The sequence below is a fragment of the Streptomyces sp. DvalAA-14 genome, assembly GCF_900091855.1.
Lineage (GTDB): Bacteria > Actinomycetota > Actinomycetes > Streptomycetales > Streptomycetaceae > Actinacidiphila.
This window is the reverse complement of record NZ_FMCH01000413.1, coordinates 13,837-31,003: the sequence shown is the minus strand read 5'-3', so window position 1 is coordinate 31,003 and position 17,167 is coordinate 13,837. Positions and strand designations below refer to the sequence as shown.

Genomic DNA, 17,167 nt, shown 5'->3' with positions numbered 1-17,167 from the left:
AGAACTATCCGGATGCGAGAGCTATTTCTCGCCGCGAGGTCGGTCAGTTTTGTCAGATGACTGTTTCGCCAGGTCGTCGCCCACGCGGCGAACACGTCCAAGTGTCTTACCGTATCCAATTCGACGTCCCAGTCGATCACTTTCGTGTAGTCGACACCGACGGCTTCTAGGCCAGCCGAATGAATATCGTGCGCGATGCCCAGTAGTTCGAGCGTCTCCTGGAAGAAGGACCGGCGGCCGACAAGTTCCCACAGCGTTGCCAGTGCCACCGAAGCGATCACCAGCCCCCCGAGTTGGTTGCAGAGGTTGCCGAGGGAGTCGTGGTTCCTGAACCACGACAGCCCGGACAGGTAGATAAGTGCTACCCCTGTGCCGCACGTCAGGACCGCGAACAGCAGGTACTTGAGGCTGGTGACTCCGCGATAGGGGTTGCTGGTGGTCACAACTGGGTTCTCCTGTCATCTGCTGTGAGGGTAGCCGGACCCACTGACACTCCATCGGATATGCCGGCTCACCGGCCAGGTGAGTGGCCGGGCCGTCTGATCGTGATGCGCGGCGCATTGGAAGGGTCTGCAGTGCTGGCGGGTCATCAGCAGGACGATCGGCGGCAGCTCGGGCGGCGCGATCAGCTCCGCCGCGTGCGATGGTCGGACCCGAAAGTCGATGGCACTGGAACGTGCCGGTCGGGAGCAGTGGCCGAGCCGCCTGCGCGCTCGAACGACATATCCTCAACTGGTCTCGGCGCCCAGGCCCCCCCGCTCGTCGGCTCAACTCCACCTCGGGCTCATCAATCGCGCACCAGGTGTGCGACCACGGGTCGGTGACCGTCCGACCCGAAGCGAGGTCTGTCACCACGGCGGACCGGGTCTCGGTGACTTCGCCGGTGCAGGGGACGATGGTGTTCGCCCTGCTGATGAAGTCCATGACGTGCTGTGGGCTCGGGCCCCGAACCGTCCACTCGTTCGACTCTCGGGCGAGGGGATTCGCGAAGGTGCACCCGGTCGCGTCGAGGAGCTCCCGCTTGACCATTCCTCCTCTGCCGATCAGCCGCCCGTTGACGGCGGCGCTGCTCACCGTCAGTCGGCCGGTGGCGCCGGTTGTGCGGCTCAAGGTTGTGCGCACCAGCGTGTCGAGCACGGCCGGCTCAGCGATGACCAGCAGAGACGAAGATCGGTTGTCGAAGGCGTAGAACCACACACCGGGGGTGGCCAGCGCCTCTTGAACGCGAGTGCCGCCCTTGCCGATGAGCGCGCCGCCGGAGCCCTCGGAGACCCGGACGGAGGCAGCCGGTGACGCCAATATGCCGGCGAGGGTCCGCCGTCGGCCTTCGGCGGCCTCTGCTGAGTCGAAGGCTGCTACGACAGTGCGCCCGGTTGTGTGGAGTGATTGCGCACCGATCAGCTCGGCGATCCTGTCTCCGTCCCGCCTGACCGCTTCGACCCAGTAGGCCGGGGTCTGAGCGGAGAGCGACGCCACCGCGAGTTGCGTCCGGTCGGCGTTCGACAGCACTCGCCGGTCGGCCTCGACGGCGATCCCGCCTCCTGGCCCGGGTGCCTCGATCAGGCCGTCGTCGCGGGACGTCGCAAGGTGGTGGCTGCGCGCCCAGTAGTACCAGCAGCGTGAGACCCACTCCCGCGAGCCGGGATCGAGGGCGGCGAGGTCGCGGGCCGCCTGTGTCGGTACGGGACCTCGACTGGCCAGCAGCCAGCCCTTTGGTAGGACGTCGAAGGCTGCCGCGTCGACCGGGGGAGCGCCCGACTGGGCCTGGCCCTCTTGTGCCTCCGGTGGCCGGAGGGGGTGGAAGGCTGTCGGATGTGCGTCGACCACTTCAAGGACCCGAGTAGTCGGCAGGCCGGCGACGGAGAGCCGGACGGTTTCCCGGCGCACCTGGAGGAGGACGGCGGCGTCCGCCTGGTGGTGGCTCGTGGCGGCCGCGGGATCGCCGGGGTCGAAGGCCCTCGTCGCGAAGAGGTGGACGATGCCCCGGCTCGGGTCGTGCAGTGCGGCCCGCGCCGTCACGTATCCGGCTGCGTTCGGCGGGCCCTGGAGCGCGCTCTTGTAGAAGCTCGCCTGCCGTCCCGTACCCGTCTCGCGACGCTCGTAGCGGTTCTCCTTCGTGTGCCAGTGCCCGCTGAGCAGGCCGAGCAACGTGAGTGTGGAACAGCCCTCCTGCGGCCGGGGTACCGCATGGCCGTACAACCGGGCGCCTTCCTTCAGGCCGGTCAGCAGACCCTGTGTCCGCCGGTGCAGGGACAGGGCGAGCTGATGTGACTGATCCTGCCGGTCCGGCTTTGCCGGTGCCTCCCGGAGTACGAACCGGTTGGCGCCGCCGGACCGCCACAGGACGCGTAGGGCTCCCCGGTGATCGGACACCTCCGGGCCGACGATCACTTCCACCACCTGTCCCGGCTCCAGGCCGGGGTGCATGGCGGGAACCAACTCCACACCGGGGCTACGCCAGTCCGGCCGCAGGAGGATCTTCGGAGCCGTTCCGGACACGTCGTACCCGACGACCTCGAACCACCGGTCGTCCTCGGCCTGACCGGAGGTCATCACGACCTGGGGCCGGCTGACATCGACGTGCCGGGAGGCTCGCTCGCGCCAGTCGGCCAGTTCATCGACGGCGTGGGAGGGATCGACCGGGCGAAGGGGGGCGAGGCATCCATCCAGGTCGCCCCTCCGGCACGGCTCGCAGTCCTGGCAGGCCAGCAGACCGCGCTCGTGTTCTTCGACGTCGACCATCTCGACCCGCATGTCCCGGTCCGGCTCCGTCCCGACGGGCGTCGGCCACGAAGTGTCCAGTTCGGGGCTGGCATCCTCGGCGGGCGCGTTGTCGACGTCGTCCGGACCGGCCGTATCCTTGTCCGCCGCCAACGTCGTCAGGTCCGGCAGCGGCGTGGGCGCGACGGAGGCGACCGGATCACCGGAAACGAACAGGTCCGGGCCACGACGATCGAACTGGAGTCGCACGCGCAGTCCCGCCGGCCAGACGTGCTGGAGGTGTCCGAGGACGTCGCGCCGGGTATCCGGCTTGGCGTGGCGCGACGCCTTGACCAGAAGGTCCATGGCGTCGGCAGTGCCGGTCACCGCCTCGCCGTCCTGGCGCGGCGTCGGGAGAGCCCAGTCCTCCAGGGTGATGATGTTCGACAGGTAGGCATGGTCCCTCCCCCCCGGCTTGTTGCGCTTCAGGGGAATGATCCGTCTCGGCGGATTGGCCACCAGGCCGGCGTTGCCCAGGACGCCCGTGGGGAACGATTCGCCCTCGCCGGTCACCGCGCGGTAGACGTCCTGCGACTGCAAGCGGTATTCCAGGCTGGACATCGCCCGGGTGACGGCCCCGCGGGCGCGCCGGACAAGGGCCGGCTCGGTGAACCGCTTGACCTCCTCCTTCATCGCCGGCGACAGGCCCTCCAGGATCTCCCGCCTCGTCTGAGCACATGCGAGCAGGGCCGCGTGGTTGATCCACCACTGACGCGCCCATTGCTCTCTTGCGGCGGACGGCTCCCAAGGCGGCACACCGGGCGCCGTTCGCTCCCAGACCGACATGACTTGAAGGGCCAGCTCGGCGTCGTCCTGGCACCCGGTCGCCAGAGCTCGGTGGCGCTCCGCCGCCTCCAGACGCCATTCGTCGGGCCAGTCGTCGCTGTCGAGCAGGAGGCCCTTCGGCCCGACCATGGATGTGCCGTCCAGCAGCTTCAGGATGGTGACCAACTCGGGCACGCAGGCCAGTCGGTCGGCATGCATGATCGCGATGGTACTGGCCGTCGATCCCAGTCCTGGTGAGCGCGACAGTTCCTTGCCGAAGGAGGTCGGGTCGCCGGACGGATCCACCGCCCCGGCCGACTTGAGAGCTGCGTCGGCACGTTGGAGCTCCGCGAGGAAGACCTCCCGCGCTTGCCGTGCTGAGTCGTCGAGGACGACCCCGGCCTCGGCCGGCGGGAGGAACTTGGCTGGCCAGTCGAAGGCGACGACATCGTCGATACCACCGAGCTTGGCTGTCATGATCAGCTGTTCGAGGTTCGACCGCGCGGAGCCCGGAGGCGTGTCCCGGGCCAGGCCGAGAAACTGCGCTTTGGTGTAGAGCGGAAACACCCACCCCGGCGACTTTCGACCCACTCGCCCCCAGCGTTGACGGATGCCCGCCTGGCTGTGCGGCTTGGTGGGAATGCCGCCCTGCGCCAGCTGCGGATCCCACTCCGACTGCGCGATCAAGCCGGTGTCGACGACGAAACGCACCCCCTCGACGGTCAGCGAGGTCTCGGCGAGGTTCGTGGAGATGACGATCTTCCGCCGGTCACCCTTGCCCTGAGCGGTGAGTGCCTTGACCTTGAGGTCGACCTCAAGGCTGGACAGCAGTGCGTAGACCGTGGCCGGATCGTCCGGCCCGCCATGGATGCCGAGCCCTTCGCGGACGACGGCGACTGCCTCGTCGATGCTCTTGCCGGTGGGCAGGAAGGCCAGCACGTCGCCGAAGATGCCTGCCGCGTCCAGCCCCTGGACGAGCTTGACAATGAACTCGCCTAAGACCTTGGGCATCCGCTCCTTCCACTCATTCTCCGGGACCGGGCTCCGCAGGCGCAGAGGCAGAAGCTTCGCCGTTGTCTCATATAGATCCTCGACCCACCCGATGTCGCCCTGATTGTCCCGGGCGACCTCGGACTCTTTCAGCGGTGGGGCCTGCTGTTGGAAGTGCCTGGTGATGAACTCATGGTCGTCCGGCTCCGATGTGTGGCGCAGGGGCAACCCGGGCCCGACCACCTCCTGCCAGTCAGCCGTGAGGTCGTATCCGTCAGGTGCCGCCGCGTCCAGGTCGGGAAACAGGGGGAAGCCGTAGCCGATGGTTTTGACCGCCGGTACTTCGACGACCCCGACCTTTTGCGGCCCGCCGAAGTACCACTGGTAGAAGGCGGCGTCGAACGTCGCTGACGTGACGATGACCCGCAGGTGCGGATAACGGTCGACTGCCTTCTTCAGGTAGCCCATGATGAAGTCGATGTTCGTGGAGCGCTCGTGCGCCTCGTCCACGACGACCGTGCCGATCGTGCTGAGCCGACCTTCACGCAGCCAGTTGATCATCGTGCCGTCGGTTACGTAGATGAGTTGGCAGGAGTCGTCGTGGGCGCGGTCGCCGCTCACCTGGAAGCCGACGGGGAATCCCGGTCCGACACCGCCGGCACCCGACATGACCGAGCCGACGAATCCCGCCACACCGGTGGTCGCCTGCACTCGGGGCTCGGTGACGATGATCGGGCCGAGCTCCGCCAGACGGATGGCCGCGCCCTCCGGGGGGTCAAGGAGTCGGTAGGGCATGTAGGTCGACTTGCCGGTCCCGGTGCCTGCCTTGACCACCACGATGCGCGTGTCCGGACGGGCGAGTTGGTTGAGGATCTCGTGGATGTGGGACTCGTCCATGCCGAAACCGAACTGGCCGAGATCCACCTGGTCGGTCCGGGCCAGTGTGTGCGCTTCCGGCATCGGACCGAGACCGCCGAAGGGACCGGTCGGGCCGTTCTCGTCGCGCGCGCCGATCGCCTCGCCGATCGTCCGCAGGTCGATGTACGGCACGGCCATGCCCTGGATGTTGACGCGGTGCCGGGCACGGTGACGCTGGCAGCGATCCGACCTCGTCTGACCCCTGTTCAGTTTGGCCTGTGCGGCCCTCTCGTTGTAGGTGAACTCCTTGTCGAAGTCGTCCGGCAGGTCGTCAGCCGACAGGCCGAGCTGCCTCGCCTGCTCCTCGCGCAAGCAGTCCTTGCAGACGGCTTTGCGCATCTGGCTGTGGGAACTCCCACGTGGCGCCTGGGATCCGCTCACTGGGGACTCACCTCTTCGTCGCCCACACCTGGCCTGATGCAAAGCTGGCAAACTCCTCTTCGACGCCGACCGACCCGCCGGCATCGGCCGCGTAGAACATGGGCACCACCTCAAGTCGGCCCGGATGTCGTCCGAGAAACTCGACCACAGCGCGGAAGAATCCCACGACGGCAGTTTCGAGCCCGGTCTGAAATATGTACAACCGCACGTTCAGCGTTCCTTGTTGGGTCAAGACATCAAGCTGACTCACGCTCGTCCGGTACACGAAGTCGTCCGTCTGCGCCGCTGGACGTGGCCTCGAAACCTCGCTGTTGCGGAGCCAGGCACCGTCGACCACAGGATCCATCTCGGTGTGACGGATGGAGAGCAGCGTGAGTCGGAGTTCGAGATCCAGTTGGGCGCTGTCCCTCAACTCATCGACCAGCGTCAGACAGCGGAGAGGAAAATCGGCCTCGGCTCGGGAGCCGTCGCGGTACACCACTGGCACCCGCACCGGCTGTTGCTCCTGCCTGCCCGCGAATTGCCACAGTACTTCCGTGAGTACGCGGTTGTGCACTCCGCTGGGCGACATTACCGACGAGCGATCCCTTCCGGGCTCCGCGATTGCGGCCTCCAACTGCTCCCGGAACCGGGCTTCGACCAGCCGCCGACCGTGGATGTCGTCGCGCATCTCGACCGGTGAAGCCGGCGCCGGGGCAGCCACGCCAGCGACCGACCGACGCACTTCGCCGGGCTCAAGCGGCAGACGGAGAGCTACGATGACCTCGGCACCCCGGCGAACGAACAGCCCGGCTGTGCTGGTGGCCAGGTCCGGCGCCGGGGTCCGCGCCGACCGATCGAGCAACAGACGTGCTGCCGCCTTCGCTTCGAGGGCGGCGCACAGTGTCTCGTAGCCGACGATCTCGACGCGTTCGCCGGGCGCGCTCTTCACCGCCCGACGATGTGCCGCCTCGATATCGGCCAGCAGCGTGCCGAGTTCCGTATCGGCAGCCAGCCGCACGCCTACGGTCGCCTCGATGCTCATGCGCGGGCAATCCTTGACGTGAGCAGTTTGGCCTCGATGGCCTTGTCGAGGTCTGCCAGGCGATCCGAGCACCTCATCACCAGGATGTCGGAGGGCACCGACACGGTGGAGTCGAGGGGTACGAGTAGGGCGGCGGCATCATTCCTGACTGCGCGCACTGCGTCTATGGTCTCGGCGGTCACCGCGGTGCGGGGGAAGACACGGAGCCCTGTCGCCGGCCCGTGGGCGCACCAGGGCAGTGGCTGCGAGGAGTCGAGATCCACGAATTCGACGCTGGCGCTGTCGCCGTCGACGTGCCAGCGCACTCCTCGGCGATCGTCTTCGAGCACTCGCACACCGCTGTCGTTACCCGCCGAGTCGCGATGGTCAAGTCGGCTGTGCAGCATGCTCGCCATCACGCCTGACCGGCAGACCTCGCTCTCCGCCTGTCGCGCCGCGCGATTCTGCCACGGCGCCCCGCCGGAGACTATGGATGAGGTGCGGTTGGTGGTCGCGAGCATGAAGTCCAGTTCGAGCGGATGCCAGGTGCCCGTCATCAGGGCGAAGTAGAGCCGTTCTGGTGCGATGCCCTCGTTGAACGTGGCGAAGTCGACGTGTGATCGGAGATCGTCCGGCATGGGCGTCACGGCACGGAACAATTCCCGAGCCTCAGCAGGGCTGATCGAACGCGGATCGTCGAGCCCGAGCTCAAGGCCTACCGTGCGGCCGAAACGTCGCAGGGCTGCCGGCACCCGCCCTTCGGGGTGTCCGCTGATCTCCTTGCTCAGGCCGCCGACTCGAGCGGGGCGGTCGAAGCGCACCTCCATGGTGCCGCCGCTCTTGAAGGCGTCGCAGAGCATCAGCGCGGCCAGTGCGCGGTTTGCCTCGTTAGTGGCCACGTGCGGGGCCTCGCAGGTCTGCCAGGCCACGACCCCCAGGCCGTCGAAGGCCGAATCCTGGCTGAAGGCCGCAAGCGCCACGATCACGTTCTGGCAGGCGATACGTACCGGCCGTACGATGAAGTCGCGCGGGCGCTTGTCGGTGGCGAGGAACGCCTCCTGGTAAGCCGGCCCGATCTCGTCGAGGACAATCCTCAGCCCCTCATCCCGTGCCCTCAACTCCTCTGCGACTGACCAGACATAGCTCATGCAGTCCATATCGAGCAGCCCCGCCTGATTTGCCTCGTCCTTGACGTCGAGATGCCACCGCACCACGGCGCCCTCACCGGGGAGAGTCGGGCCGTCGGCGTCGGAGAGGACCACGCAGGCGAATGACCTTTCGTCGACCGGCATGATCGGCAACAGATTCGGCAGTAGCGGCCAGTCGCTCTCGTCGATGACCCCCTCAGCCCAGGCGATGTCGTGACCGCCAGGACGAGCGAAAGGAAGGTAGACCAGGTCACGAACCTCAGGAGGCAGTGAGGCCGTCCATAACCGCGTCAGACTGTGAATCGGTCGAAGGCCGCGCTCCGCCAAGACCGTCTCGGTCTGTACCAATCTGCACCAGCCCTTCTACGCGCCGCTGCGCTCTGAGTGCACACCGTAGGACCGGTCCGCAGGGCTTGCAGGCGTTTTGCGAGATCCCGTTCAGATCGTCAGATTGTGTGGCATCTTGGTGTCTCTGACGACCGGGGGTGTCGCGAATGGCTTGCGGTAACAACATGGTCTCCCGCGATGGGCTGCAAAGTGCTCCTGCGAATCCGGGGCACCCCACCGGCCCGGGTGCCAGGACAGCAGCTCCCACTCCTCAACAGGTCGTTGCAGTGCGCCAGCGGATCGAGCAGTTGTTGCGACGCGCCGAACAGGCGGCCACGCCGTCGGCAGAGGCTGTCGAGGATGCGCAACGAGCTGTGGCCGCCGCTCGTCGGTTGCGCGTATCGCGCAGCGAGCGTGCCGCACTCGTCCGCGGCACGGAGGCGCGTTTGAGGGACTTGCTCGCGGCAGTCGCAAAGCAGAGGGCCCCTGCCGAACAGCACCGGGACGCCCTGACCCCCGCGTCCCTCGGCCTCATCACACGTATTCCGCGACATTCCCGAATGTCGGCCCCGGACACCTCCCAGCAGGCCGGAAACCTCGCCTCACCCAAGGCTGCACCAGCGAAAGCGTTCACTCCGATGCGGGCTCAGCTGGCGGATCTGCGCAGCGGCTCGCGGACCAACAAGGAAGTGGGGGACTTTGCCGAAGCCGTGACAGCCGTACTGCTCGGCATCGTGGGCCACACGGTCATCGACCAGCACACGGGTGAGAAGGGTGACGACAATAGGGGACTGGATCTTGAAACCATGGACGCTGACGGCAAACTATGGACGATTGAGGTCAAAGGCACGCGCCGCAGCAAGAGCGCACCCCTGGGTGGACGATACACGCTGGGCGCTGATCACGACGGGGCCGTGCCCGGCGCCAAATACCGTCAGGGCGGCATTCACTACACCGTCGACCGATCGGCCAGAGCCCACGCGGTAGCCGAATCGATGGAGTCCGTCGGCCCGGCCGCGGACCAGATGGGAAGCCTTCTCGTGCGGGTCAACCTCCACGGCCCCGACGGGCGCGGAACGATTTCCGTATGGGACGTGGACGCCGATGGTAATCGGGCCGGCCCATCCGCTCGGGAAACGTATGTCCTGGACGATGTCGTCGCGGCGTTCGACAGGGAAACCGGATCGTTGTGAGCTGCCGAAGGCACCGCCCAGCCGGCGCAGAAAGCCGGGCGGGTCCAACTCGTAGCTCATCGCCGTATCCAAACACGCCGTAGCCGGCCATGGTGCTCGCTTGCGGACGAAGTCCTCAGCTTGGAGCCATGCGGTCAGGTAGTCGGCGATGCCCTCTCGATCCCGCTGGCCCGCCTGGACTGGGGCGTCCCCCCGCAGCGGTTGCACATCTTCCTGCGCCACATTCCGGGCCCGCCCGCACAGGGGCATCCTCATCACCGGCGTGAAACGGCAGGCTTAGGCCCCGCCCTTAGGCGGGTCCCCACCGAAACCGGCCAGCCTCCCGTCCAGCGGTACTGCCCACGTGCCAGATTCCTGTCCGGAATTTACAACTCCGCCGTGTACCCGTTCCGATGCCTCCGGTGGCTGCCCGGCGGCTAGACGCCTTCGGACGACGTAGCACCGGGTGGCACAAGCCAATCAGCGGCGCGTGCTCTGATCAGGCAGAACAGCACCAAACAGCACGACCGGGCACCCCGCAACACGAACACTCACGGTCTCGTAATGCGTAGGTCTCGGGTTCGAATCCCGAAGGCGGCTCCATGGTGAACCCCAGGTCGGGCCTCTGACCTGGGGTTTCTTGTTTTCGTTGGCCTTGGAATCCGGGCGAATCGGGCAGGTGTGGCCTGTGCATCCTCATGCGTAGGTCGGAGGTGTGGTTTCGGTGGGCAATCGGCGCCCGGGCCTGCCGACGCCGGCCGGGGTGCCGTCGCCGTCGCGCACCCAGGGCCGCCTCCCCGCCGTGGGGATCGCCTCAGGTCGTGGACCTGCGCGTCAAGGACATCTCGCGTGGAATCAGCTCGGGTGGGGTGTGGAGGTGCCGTGTAGCGCCGTGAGAAGGGCCAACGGGGTTGCCGCGGCCCAGGCTTGGGGGGAGCAGGCGTGCGGGTAGGGGACAGGCTCGGTGTGCTGGGACCGGTCGTAGCCCGCGACGACCTCGGGGAGGCGCCAGTTGTAGTGGCGCGCGGTTTCCAGGAGGGCGGTGGCGACTGTGCGCGCTTCGGCCACCAGCCCGTGGCGGGCCAATCCGAGGGCGATCACCGCGTTGTCGTGCGGCCAGATGCCGCCGCGGTGATACGAGAGCGGGTGGTAAGGGCTCTGGCCGGCGGCCAGCGTTCGGATGCCCCAGCCGGAGAAGAAGTCCGGCTGCAGCAGGCGGCGCGCCACCCGTTCGGCGCGGCCCTGGTCGAGAATGCCGGACCAGAGCAGGTGCCCGGCATCGGAACCCAGGGCGTCTACCCGGGCACGCTCCCCGTCCAGGGCGAGCGCCGGGAAGTCCGCCTCCGCCAGCCAGAATTCCTGCGGGAAGCGCTGCCGCAGGCCGTCCGCGGCGCTGTCCAGCCGTCGGGCGTAGGCATCGTCCCGCCACACCTCCGACGCGAGGCGGGCGGTGCGGCGCAGGGCGTCGTAGGCGTATCCCTGGGCTTCCGCGACCGCGATCGCGCCGGTGGCCTGGGTGCCGTCGGCGAAGCAGATCGCGCCGGCGGAGTCCTTCCAGTTCTGGTTGGCGAGTCCGCCGGCCGCTTCGTCGGAGGTGTAGACGAGCCAGCCACCGCTGTCGAGGCCGCCGTCGCGGAACATCCAGTCGACCGCGGCGCGGGCGTGGGGCTCCAGGCGGCGGGCGAGCGCGGTGTCGCCGGTGGCCTCGGTGTACGACTGCAGGAGCACCAGGAAGAGCGGTGTGGCGTCGACGGATCCGTAGTACCGGCCGTAGGGCACCTGGTGGAAGTGCGCGAGCTCGCCGTGGCGCAGCTCGTGCGGGATCCGTCCGGGCTGCTCCAGCCGGGACGGCTCGTAGCCGGTGCCCTGAGCGGCCGCCAGTGCGGTGAGCACGGCCGCGGCGATACCGGGCCGGTACGGCAGGCTGAACAATGAGGTGAGCAGCGAGTCACGGCCGAAGAGCGTGAGGAACCAGGGCGTTCCCGCCCCCGGTATCCGGACGGCCTCGCCGTCCACCCCGGTGGCGGGCACCCGCAGGCCCGCCAGATCGACCAGGCCCTGCCGCACCGCCCGGGCCAGTTCGGGCTGGTCCGTCATCTGGTCCGGCTGGGGCGATGCTTCGACGAACGCGCCCTCGTCCAGGCTCTGTTGGGCACGCAGAACGGCAGGAGCGGTGAGGCCGCGGTCGCCGACCACCTCGGCCGGCGCCGGACCGTGCGCGGCGGACGCCGTTACCGCGAGGGTGAGTTCACAGCTTCCGTGTGGCGGCAGGGCCAGCTGCCATACCAGGACCCGCGCCGTCCTGCTTCCGTCCTCCTCCGGTACCGCGCGTACCGCGTCCGGTGCCGGCACCGCGGTGACGCCGGTGGACGACGACCAGTCCGCGCCGCGCCGGTAGTGGAAGGTCACGCCGCCCGCCTGCTCCGCGGTCTCGCGCTCCGCGCCCGTCTTGTCGTAATGGCGCTTGTCCGACCGCAGTTCGAACTGGTCGGCGAAGTCCGCGTCGACCGTCAACTCGACGTCGGCCCGGACCGGTCGCGGCAGGTTGTTGAGGAGCCTGATGCGCTCGACCATGACGCCCGCCCCCACCGCCTGCTCGCGCAGCGCGGTGTACGCCGGCGGCTCGTCGCGGGTGCCCGGGGGTACCAGCACGGTGTTCTCGTCGGTGCCGGTCAGCACGGCCAGAGGCTGGCCGTTCGCGGTCAGCCGCCAGCGGCTCAGGTGCCGGGCGTCGCGAAGGAAGAGCCCGTCCGGAGTAGCACCCTCTCTGCCTGTTATGTCGCCATTTGACCCTATTACAGCGAACGTACCCTGGCCGACAAGGATCCTGTCGGTGGTCGTCATCGTCCGTCCTCGTGGTGCGTGAGCAGGTCCAGAGTGAGGGCGGCCGTCCAGCTGAAGTCACGGATGCCGCGGCCGGTCCCGGTGAGCGGGTCGATGTACTCCGCGAAGCCGGTGGCGCGGGCGTCGCGCAGAAAGCCGGCGCGCAGCCGACTGGCCCGGTCCGTCTCGCCGGCGGCCTGCAGCCCGTGGTGGATCAGCCACGCGGTGTTGAACCAACTGGGACCGCGCCAGTAGCGGTTGGCGTCGAACTCGGCGCCCGCCAGGTCGTAGCTGGGCACCAGGTGTACCCGGCCCAGCCGGAAGTGCTCGCCCGTGGCGGCGGCCACCAGCGCGGAGATCACGTTCGCGGGCAGGCCGGGCACCCCCAGCGGCAGCAGCCCGTTCACGGCGAACACCGGAAGCAGCCGGTCGTCATACAGGTCGCGAGCGGCGAACACGCCCCGCTCGCCGTCCCACAACCGGTCCAGCAGAGCGCCGGTGAGCCGCTTGGCGCGGGCCCGAGCGGGGGCCGGGTCGGCGCCGACCGCCTCGGCGATGTCGGCCAGCGCGTACTCCGAGGCGATGAGCAGCGCGTTGAAGCCGGGGTCCTCCACGCGGAAGGCGTGCGGGGTGCGGGCGTCGTCGTAGCCGTGGTCGCGGTAGTCGGTGGCCAGCCGGACGTACCGCGCGTAGTCCAGGTCGGTCGGGCGGTCGGCGGGGGCGCTGTGTTCGAGGTCGGCGCGGCGGAAGGAGCCCGCTGCCGCCGGGCGAACCCGGCGCAGCGGCGCGTCCCAGCAGGGGCTGTTGTCGAGCCCCGGCTCCCAGGGATGCACGATCGCGACCAGGCCGTGTCCGCCCAGGTCGCGGTTGTGGGCCAGGTAGCGGTGCCAGGCGTCGAGCCTGCCGTGCACCCGGCGCAGGAAGCCGCGGCGGTCCGATTCCCTGGGGTCGGCGCGGTGCACCAGCCAGGCAGCCAGGGCGTGCACCGGCGGCTGCACGATCCCGGAGGTCTGCGCCACCGCGGGCGCGCCGCCGTCCCGGCCGGCGGTCGAGGACCGCCAGAAGCCCGGGCCCGGAAAGTATGCCTGGGCGGGCACGCCGGGGTTGAAGACGATGTGCGGGACGCGCCCGTCGTGCCACTGGGCGCTCAGCAGCGACTCCAGTTCCTGCTGGGCGCGGCGCGGCGACAGGTGGCGCAGTCCGATGGCGATGAACGCCGAGTCCCAGCTCCACTGGTGCGGGTAGAGCGACCGCGAGGGCACCGTCCCGGTGCCGGTCCAGTTGTCCAGCAGCACGCGGATCGCGGCAGCCCTGAGCTGGTCGTCGTGGGAGGTGTGCTGGACACCGGTTTCGAGCAGGGCCGTCATCCCGCCGCCCGCCGCAGGAACCCGGGCACCGAGCGGACGGCCTGGAGCGGGTCGCCGGCCAGCCGGCACTCCGCGGCCAGGTAGCCCTCGTAGCCGGCCGCCTGCAGCGCACCGAGCCACGCCGGCCAGTCCAGGTGGCCGGCGCCGGGCTGGAACCGGTTGGAGTCGCTGACCTGGGCGTGCCCGATGTACGGGGCGGCAGCGATGATCGCGGCCGAGGGGTCGGCCTCCTCGATGTTCATGTGGTAGCTGTCGATGCCGACCCGTACCGAGTCCAGCCCCACCTCGCGGATCAGGTCCACCGCCTGCTCCAGCCGGTTGACCATGTGGTCCTCGTAGCGGTTGAGCGGTTCGAGGAACAGGGTCACGCCCTCGGCCCGGGCGTGCTCGCCGAGCTCGGCGAGTCCGGCGAGCAGCACCTCGCGGTCCCCGGCCTCGGTGCGCGGCGGCTCGAACGGGGGCAGCCGCCGGGAGAACATCCCGTAGGACGCGGGGGTCTGGGCGCCGAGACCGCCGAGCTCGGCGATCACCGAGAGCTGGGACTTCATCTGCTCGACGGCGTCCCGGCGCAGGTCGTCGTCGAAGGCACCGAAGAAGTGGAGCATGTCGACGCACACGGTCGGCATGACGACGCCGTCGGCGAGGGCGGCGCGCAGCTCCGGCAGCCGGCTGCGGAAGTGGAAGTCGCCCTTGCCGCGCAACTCGATGGCGTCGTAGCCCGCGGCCTGGGCGAAGTCCCACTTGGCCTGGAGGGTGTCGCCGGGCAGCAGCTGCTCCTGGCAGGCAAGTCTGAGCATGGGGGAGGGGGCCTTTCGGGATCTGGGGGCTGGGACTCGCGACGCGGAAACCGTGCGGACGCTCAGAACTCCAGGACGACTTGAAGTGCCTCTGCCGGACGCTCGTCGATCAGGGTGTAGGCGTCGGCCGCCTCGGCGGCCGGCACCAGGTGGCTGACCAGCGACGCGGTGTCCACCTGCCCGTCGGCGACCAGTCGCAGGAAGGTCTGCTGCAGGCGCTCCACCGTCCAGCGGTGCGCGAGCTGTGGCGGGACGCCGCCGATCTGGGAGCAGATGAGCTGCACGCGGTTGTGGTGGAACTCGTCGCCGAGCCGCAGGCCGACGCCGTCGCCCTGGTAGAAGCCGGAGGCCACCACCCGGCCACCGGCGGTGACCGTACGCAGTGCTTCGTGCAGAGCCGGGTAGGCGCCGCTGATCTCGATGGCCAGGTCGGCGCCCCGGCCGTCAGTGGTCTGCCGGACCGCTTCGGCGACTGCGCCGGCCCGGGCGTTGAGCGTGTGCGCGGCGCCGAACCGGCGGGCGGCGTCGAGCCGGCTGTCGAGGGCGTCGACGGCGGTGACCACGGCGCCGTTGAGCTGTGCCAGCCGGGTGGTGAGCAGCCCGATGACGCCCTGCCCGAAGACGGCCACGTCCTCGCCGAGGTGGATGTCCCCGGCCAGCACCGCGTTGTAGGCGATCGCCCCGACCCGGGCGAAGGCCCCGGCCAGGGGTTCGAGCCCAGTCGGCAGGCGGTGGCCGATCATGCGCTCGACCGGGACGACGCCCTCGCTGCGGTGGCCCCAGATGCCCCAGACAAGATCGCCCGGAGCGGGCAGGCCAGGGGTGCCGTCGAGCTCGGGCGAGACCTCGGTGACCTCGCCGACCTCGGAGTAGCCCCATCCCGCCACCGGGTAGGTGATCCCGGCCACATCGTCGCGGAAGAGCCGGACCTGCGGGTCCCAGGTGCGGGTCAGGTACGGGTTGGTGCCGCGGTAGGCAGTGAGCTCGGTGCCGGCGGAGATGCCCGAGTAGCGGGTGCGGACCCGTAGATGGCCCGGCGGCAGAGGTTCGGAGGGGACGGTCGCGACGTCGACCTGACGAGGACCGGTGAACTGGACGATGCGTTCCACGACGACTCCGAAACCTGCAAGAAACCTGTTGGACCAGACGCATGTACCTGGGTTACGTCGAAGATATCGAAGACTTAGGTCTTGTCAACAAGCAAAAGTGATGGTGTTATGCAACACGTTGTTCACACAAGGTCGGCAAGTGAGGACGGGTTCATGCGCATGTGGTCGCTCAGCGGCAGAAGCCTGGCGGCGGGCATGGCGGCGGCACTCGGTATCGGGTTGCTGGCCGGCTGCTCCGCGCAGGGCTCGACACCGCGGACGGGGAACACGATCACGGTCTGGAGCGAGGAGAACCTCCCGCCCCGGATGGCCGTGACCCAGAAGCTGATCAACACCTTCGAGAAGCAGACCGGCATCAAGGTCAACCTGGTGGGTGTCGACGAGAGCCAACTCCCCCAGCTCGTGGAGTCGGCCGCGGCCGCGGGCAAACTGCCCGACGTCATGGGCGGGATCCCGCTCGCCCCGATCTGGCAGATGTACAGCAACGGCCTGATCAACACCGACGCCACCGCGAAGGTGCTCAACAGTCTCGGCCGCTCCACCTTCAGCCCCAACGCGCTGAACCTGACCAGCGACGGGAGCAAGGCGCTGTCCGTGCCCAGCGACTCCTGGCAGCAGATCCTGGTCTACCGCAAGGACCTCTTCGCCAAGGCCCACCTGCCGGTCCCCGACACCTACGCCAACATCCTCAAAGCGGCCCAGACCCTCGACAAGGGCTCCATGACCGGTATCTCCGTGGCCGACGACCCCACGGACGTCTTCACCCAGCAGAGCTTCGAGGACTTCGCGGTCGCCAACAACTGCCAACTGGTGGACAGCGCCGGCAAGGTCTCCCTGGACAGCCCGCAGTGCGAGCACGCCTTCGCGGCCTACCAGCAGCTCGCGGCCTCCGGCCCGGCCGGCACCCAGACCGTCGACACCACCCGGGCGACGTACCAGGCCGGCCAGTCCGCGATGGTCGTGTGGTCGACCTACCTCCTCAACTCACTGGCCGGCCTGCGCAACGACGTACTGCCCAACTGCCCGCAGTGCAAGGCCGACAAGTCCTTCCTGACCAAGAACTCGGGCATCGTCACCGCCATCAAGGGCCCGGACGGCACCGAGCCCGCGCAGTTCGGCGAGATCTCCTCCTGGACCATCACCAAGTACGCCAACGCCCCGGACGCCGAGAAGTTCGTGCAGTTCATGATGAGCGGCGGCTACGAGGGCTGGCTCGGCATGGAGCCCGAAGGAAAGATCCCGGTCCGCTCCGGCACCACCGCCGACCCCCAGAAGTACGTCACCGACTGGCGCGCCATGAAGATCGGCGTCGACACCGTGGAGCCGATGAACAAGCTGTTTTCCGCCGCCTTCCTGGACCAGCTGCTGGCCGGCGTCGGCAAGATGCAGCGCTGGGGCATCACCCAGGGCCAGGGCGCCCTGGTCGGCGCCACCGAAGGCACGCTGCCGGTGCCCAAGGCCATCGGGTCGATGACCGGCGGCGACAACCTGTCCCCCTCGGACGCCGCCCACCAGGCCAAGGACGCCGTCGGAGCACTGAAGAAGACGCTCCTTTGATGTCCAGCACGGCCGCCCCGAGCCGCCCCGAGCCGCCCGATGAGGAAACA

At 68.8% G+C, this 17,167-nt stretch carries 9 protein-coding genes; 2 read left to right on the top strand and 7 right to left on the bottom strand.

Features of this window, described 5'->3' with window-relative positions:
• Positions 1-21: 21 nt before the first annotated feature.
• From GA0115240_RS21700 to GA0115240_RS21690, 3 genes are read right to left on the bottom strand one after another with little or no spacing between them, the layout of a single operon-like run.
• Entirely contained in the window at positions 22-5,772 is a 5,751-nt protein-coding gene (locus GA0115240_RS21700; RefSeq protein ID WP_161302353.1) for a DEAD/DEAH box helicase, read from the bottom strand.
• 49 nt (positions 5,773-5,821) lie between these two features.
• Positions 5,822-6,838 (bottom strand): hypothetical protein, encoded by a 1,017-nt coding sequence (locus tag GA0115240_RS21695; RefSeq protein WP_093738731.1) that lies wholly within the window; start codon positions 6,836-6,838, stop codon positions 5,822-5,824.
• On the bottom strand, positions 6,835-8,109 hold the full coding sequence (locus GA0115240_RS21690) for a hypothetical protein (protein WP_141708923.1): 1,275 nt from the start codon (positions 8,107-8,109) through the stop codon (positions 6,835-6,837). The genes GA0115240_RS21695 and GA0115240_RS21690 overlap by 4 nt, the downstream gene beginning before the upstream one ends.
• A gap of 470 nt (positions 8,110-8,579) precedes the next feature.
• Between GA0115240_RS21690 and GA0115240_RS36290 the strand changes: the two genes are divergently transcribed.
• Positions 8,580-9,485 carry a hypothetical protein gene (locus GA0115240_RS36290; protein ID WP_141708922.1) on the top strand — a complete coding sequence of 302 codons (906 nt, stop codon included), beginning with the start codon at positions 8,580-8,582 and terminating at the stop codon, positions 9,483-9,485.
• An 834-nt stretch (positions 9,486-10,319) separates the two neighbouring features.
• Here the strand turns inward: GA0115240_RS36290 and GA0115240_RS21680 are convergent.
• From GA0115240_RS21680 to GA0115240_RS21665, 4 genes are all read right to left on the bottom strand, one after another.
• Complete coding sequence (locus GA0115240_RS21680; protein ID WP_093738725.1) at positions 10,320-12,308, bottom strand: amylo-alpha-1,6-glucosidase; 1,989 nt, start codon at positions 12,306-12,308, stop codon at positions 10,320-10,322.
• A complete protein-coding gene (locus GA0115240_RS21675; RefSeq protein WP_093738723.1) occupies positions 12,305-13,654 on the bottom strand; it encodes an MGH1-like glycoside hydrolase domain-containing protein in 1,350 nt (449 codons plus the stop codon). The genes GA0115240_RS21680 and GA0115240_RS21675 overlap by 4 nt, the downstream gene beginning before the upstream one ends.
• A complete protein-coding gene (locus tag GA0115240_RS21670) occupies positions 13,651-14,451 on the bottom strand; it encodes a sugar phosphate isomerase/epimerase family protein (protein WP_093738721.1) in 801 nt (266 codons plus the stop codon). Before GA0115240_RS21670 ends, GA0115240_RS21675 begins: the two co-directional genes overlap by 4 nt.
• A gap of 62 nt (positions 14,452-14,513) precedes the next feature.
• On the bottom strand, positions 14,514-15,560 hold the full coding sequence (locus tag GA0115240_RS21665) for a zinc-dependent alcohol dehydrogenase (protein ID WP_093738719.1): 1,047 nt from the start codon (positions 15,558-15,560) through the stop codon (positions 14,514-14,516).
• Positions 15,561-15,713: 153 nt separating this feature from the next.
• On the opposite strand from GA0115240_RS21665, the gene GA0115240_RS21660 reads away from it, so the two are divergent.
• On the top strand, positions 15,714-17,117 hold the full coding sequence (locus GA0115240_RS21660; protein ID WP_093738717.1) for an ABC transporter substrate-binding protein: 1,404 nt from the start codon (positions 15,714-15,716) through the stop codon (positions 17,115-17,117).
• Positions 17,118-17,167: the final 50 nt, after the last annotated feature.

Bases quoted from the DNA above. Each gene is read 5' to 3' on its own strand.
- GA0115240_RS21700 (WP_161302353.1), bottom strand. From the start codon at position 5,772: ATGCGCAAAGCCGTCTGCAAGGACTGCTTGCGCGAGGAGCAGGCGAGG.
- GA0115240_RS21695 (WP_093738731.1), bottom strand. From the start codon at position 6,838: ATGAGCATCGAGGCGACCGTAGGCGTGCGGCTGGCTGCCGATACGGAA.
- GA0115240_RS21690 (WP_141708923.1), bottom strand. From the start codon at position 8,109: ATGCCGGTCGACGAAAGGTCATTCGCCTGCGTGGTCCTCTCCGACGCC.
- GA0115240_RS21680 (WP_093738725.1), bottom strand. From the start codon at position 12,308: ATGACGACCACCGACAGGATCCTTGTCGGCCAGGGTACGTTCGCTGTA.
- GA0115240_RS21675 (WP_093738723.1), bottom strand. From the start codon at position 13,654: ATGACGGCCCTGCTCGAAACCGGTGTCCAGCACACCTCCCACGACGAC.
- GA0115240_RS21670 (WP_093738721.1), bottom strand. From the start codon at position 14,451: ATGCTCAGACTTGCCTGCCAGGAGCAGCTGCTGCCCGGCGACACCCTC.
- GA0115240_RS21660 (WP_093738717.1), top strand. From the start codon at position 15,714: ATGCGCATGTGGTCGCTCAGCGGCAGAAGCCTGGCGGCGGGCATGGCG.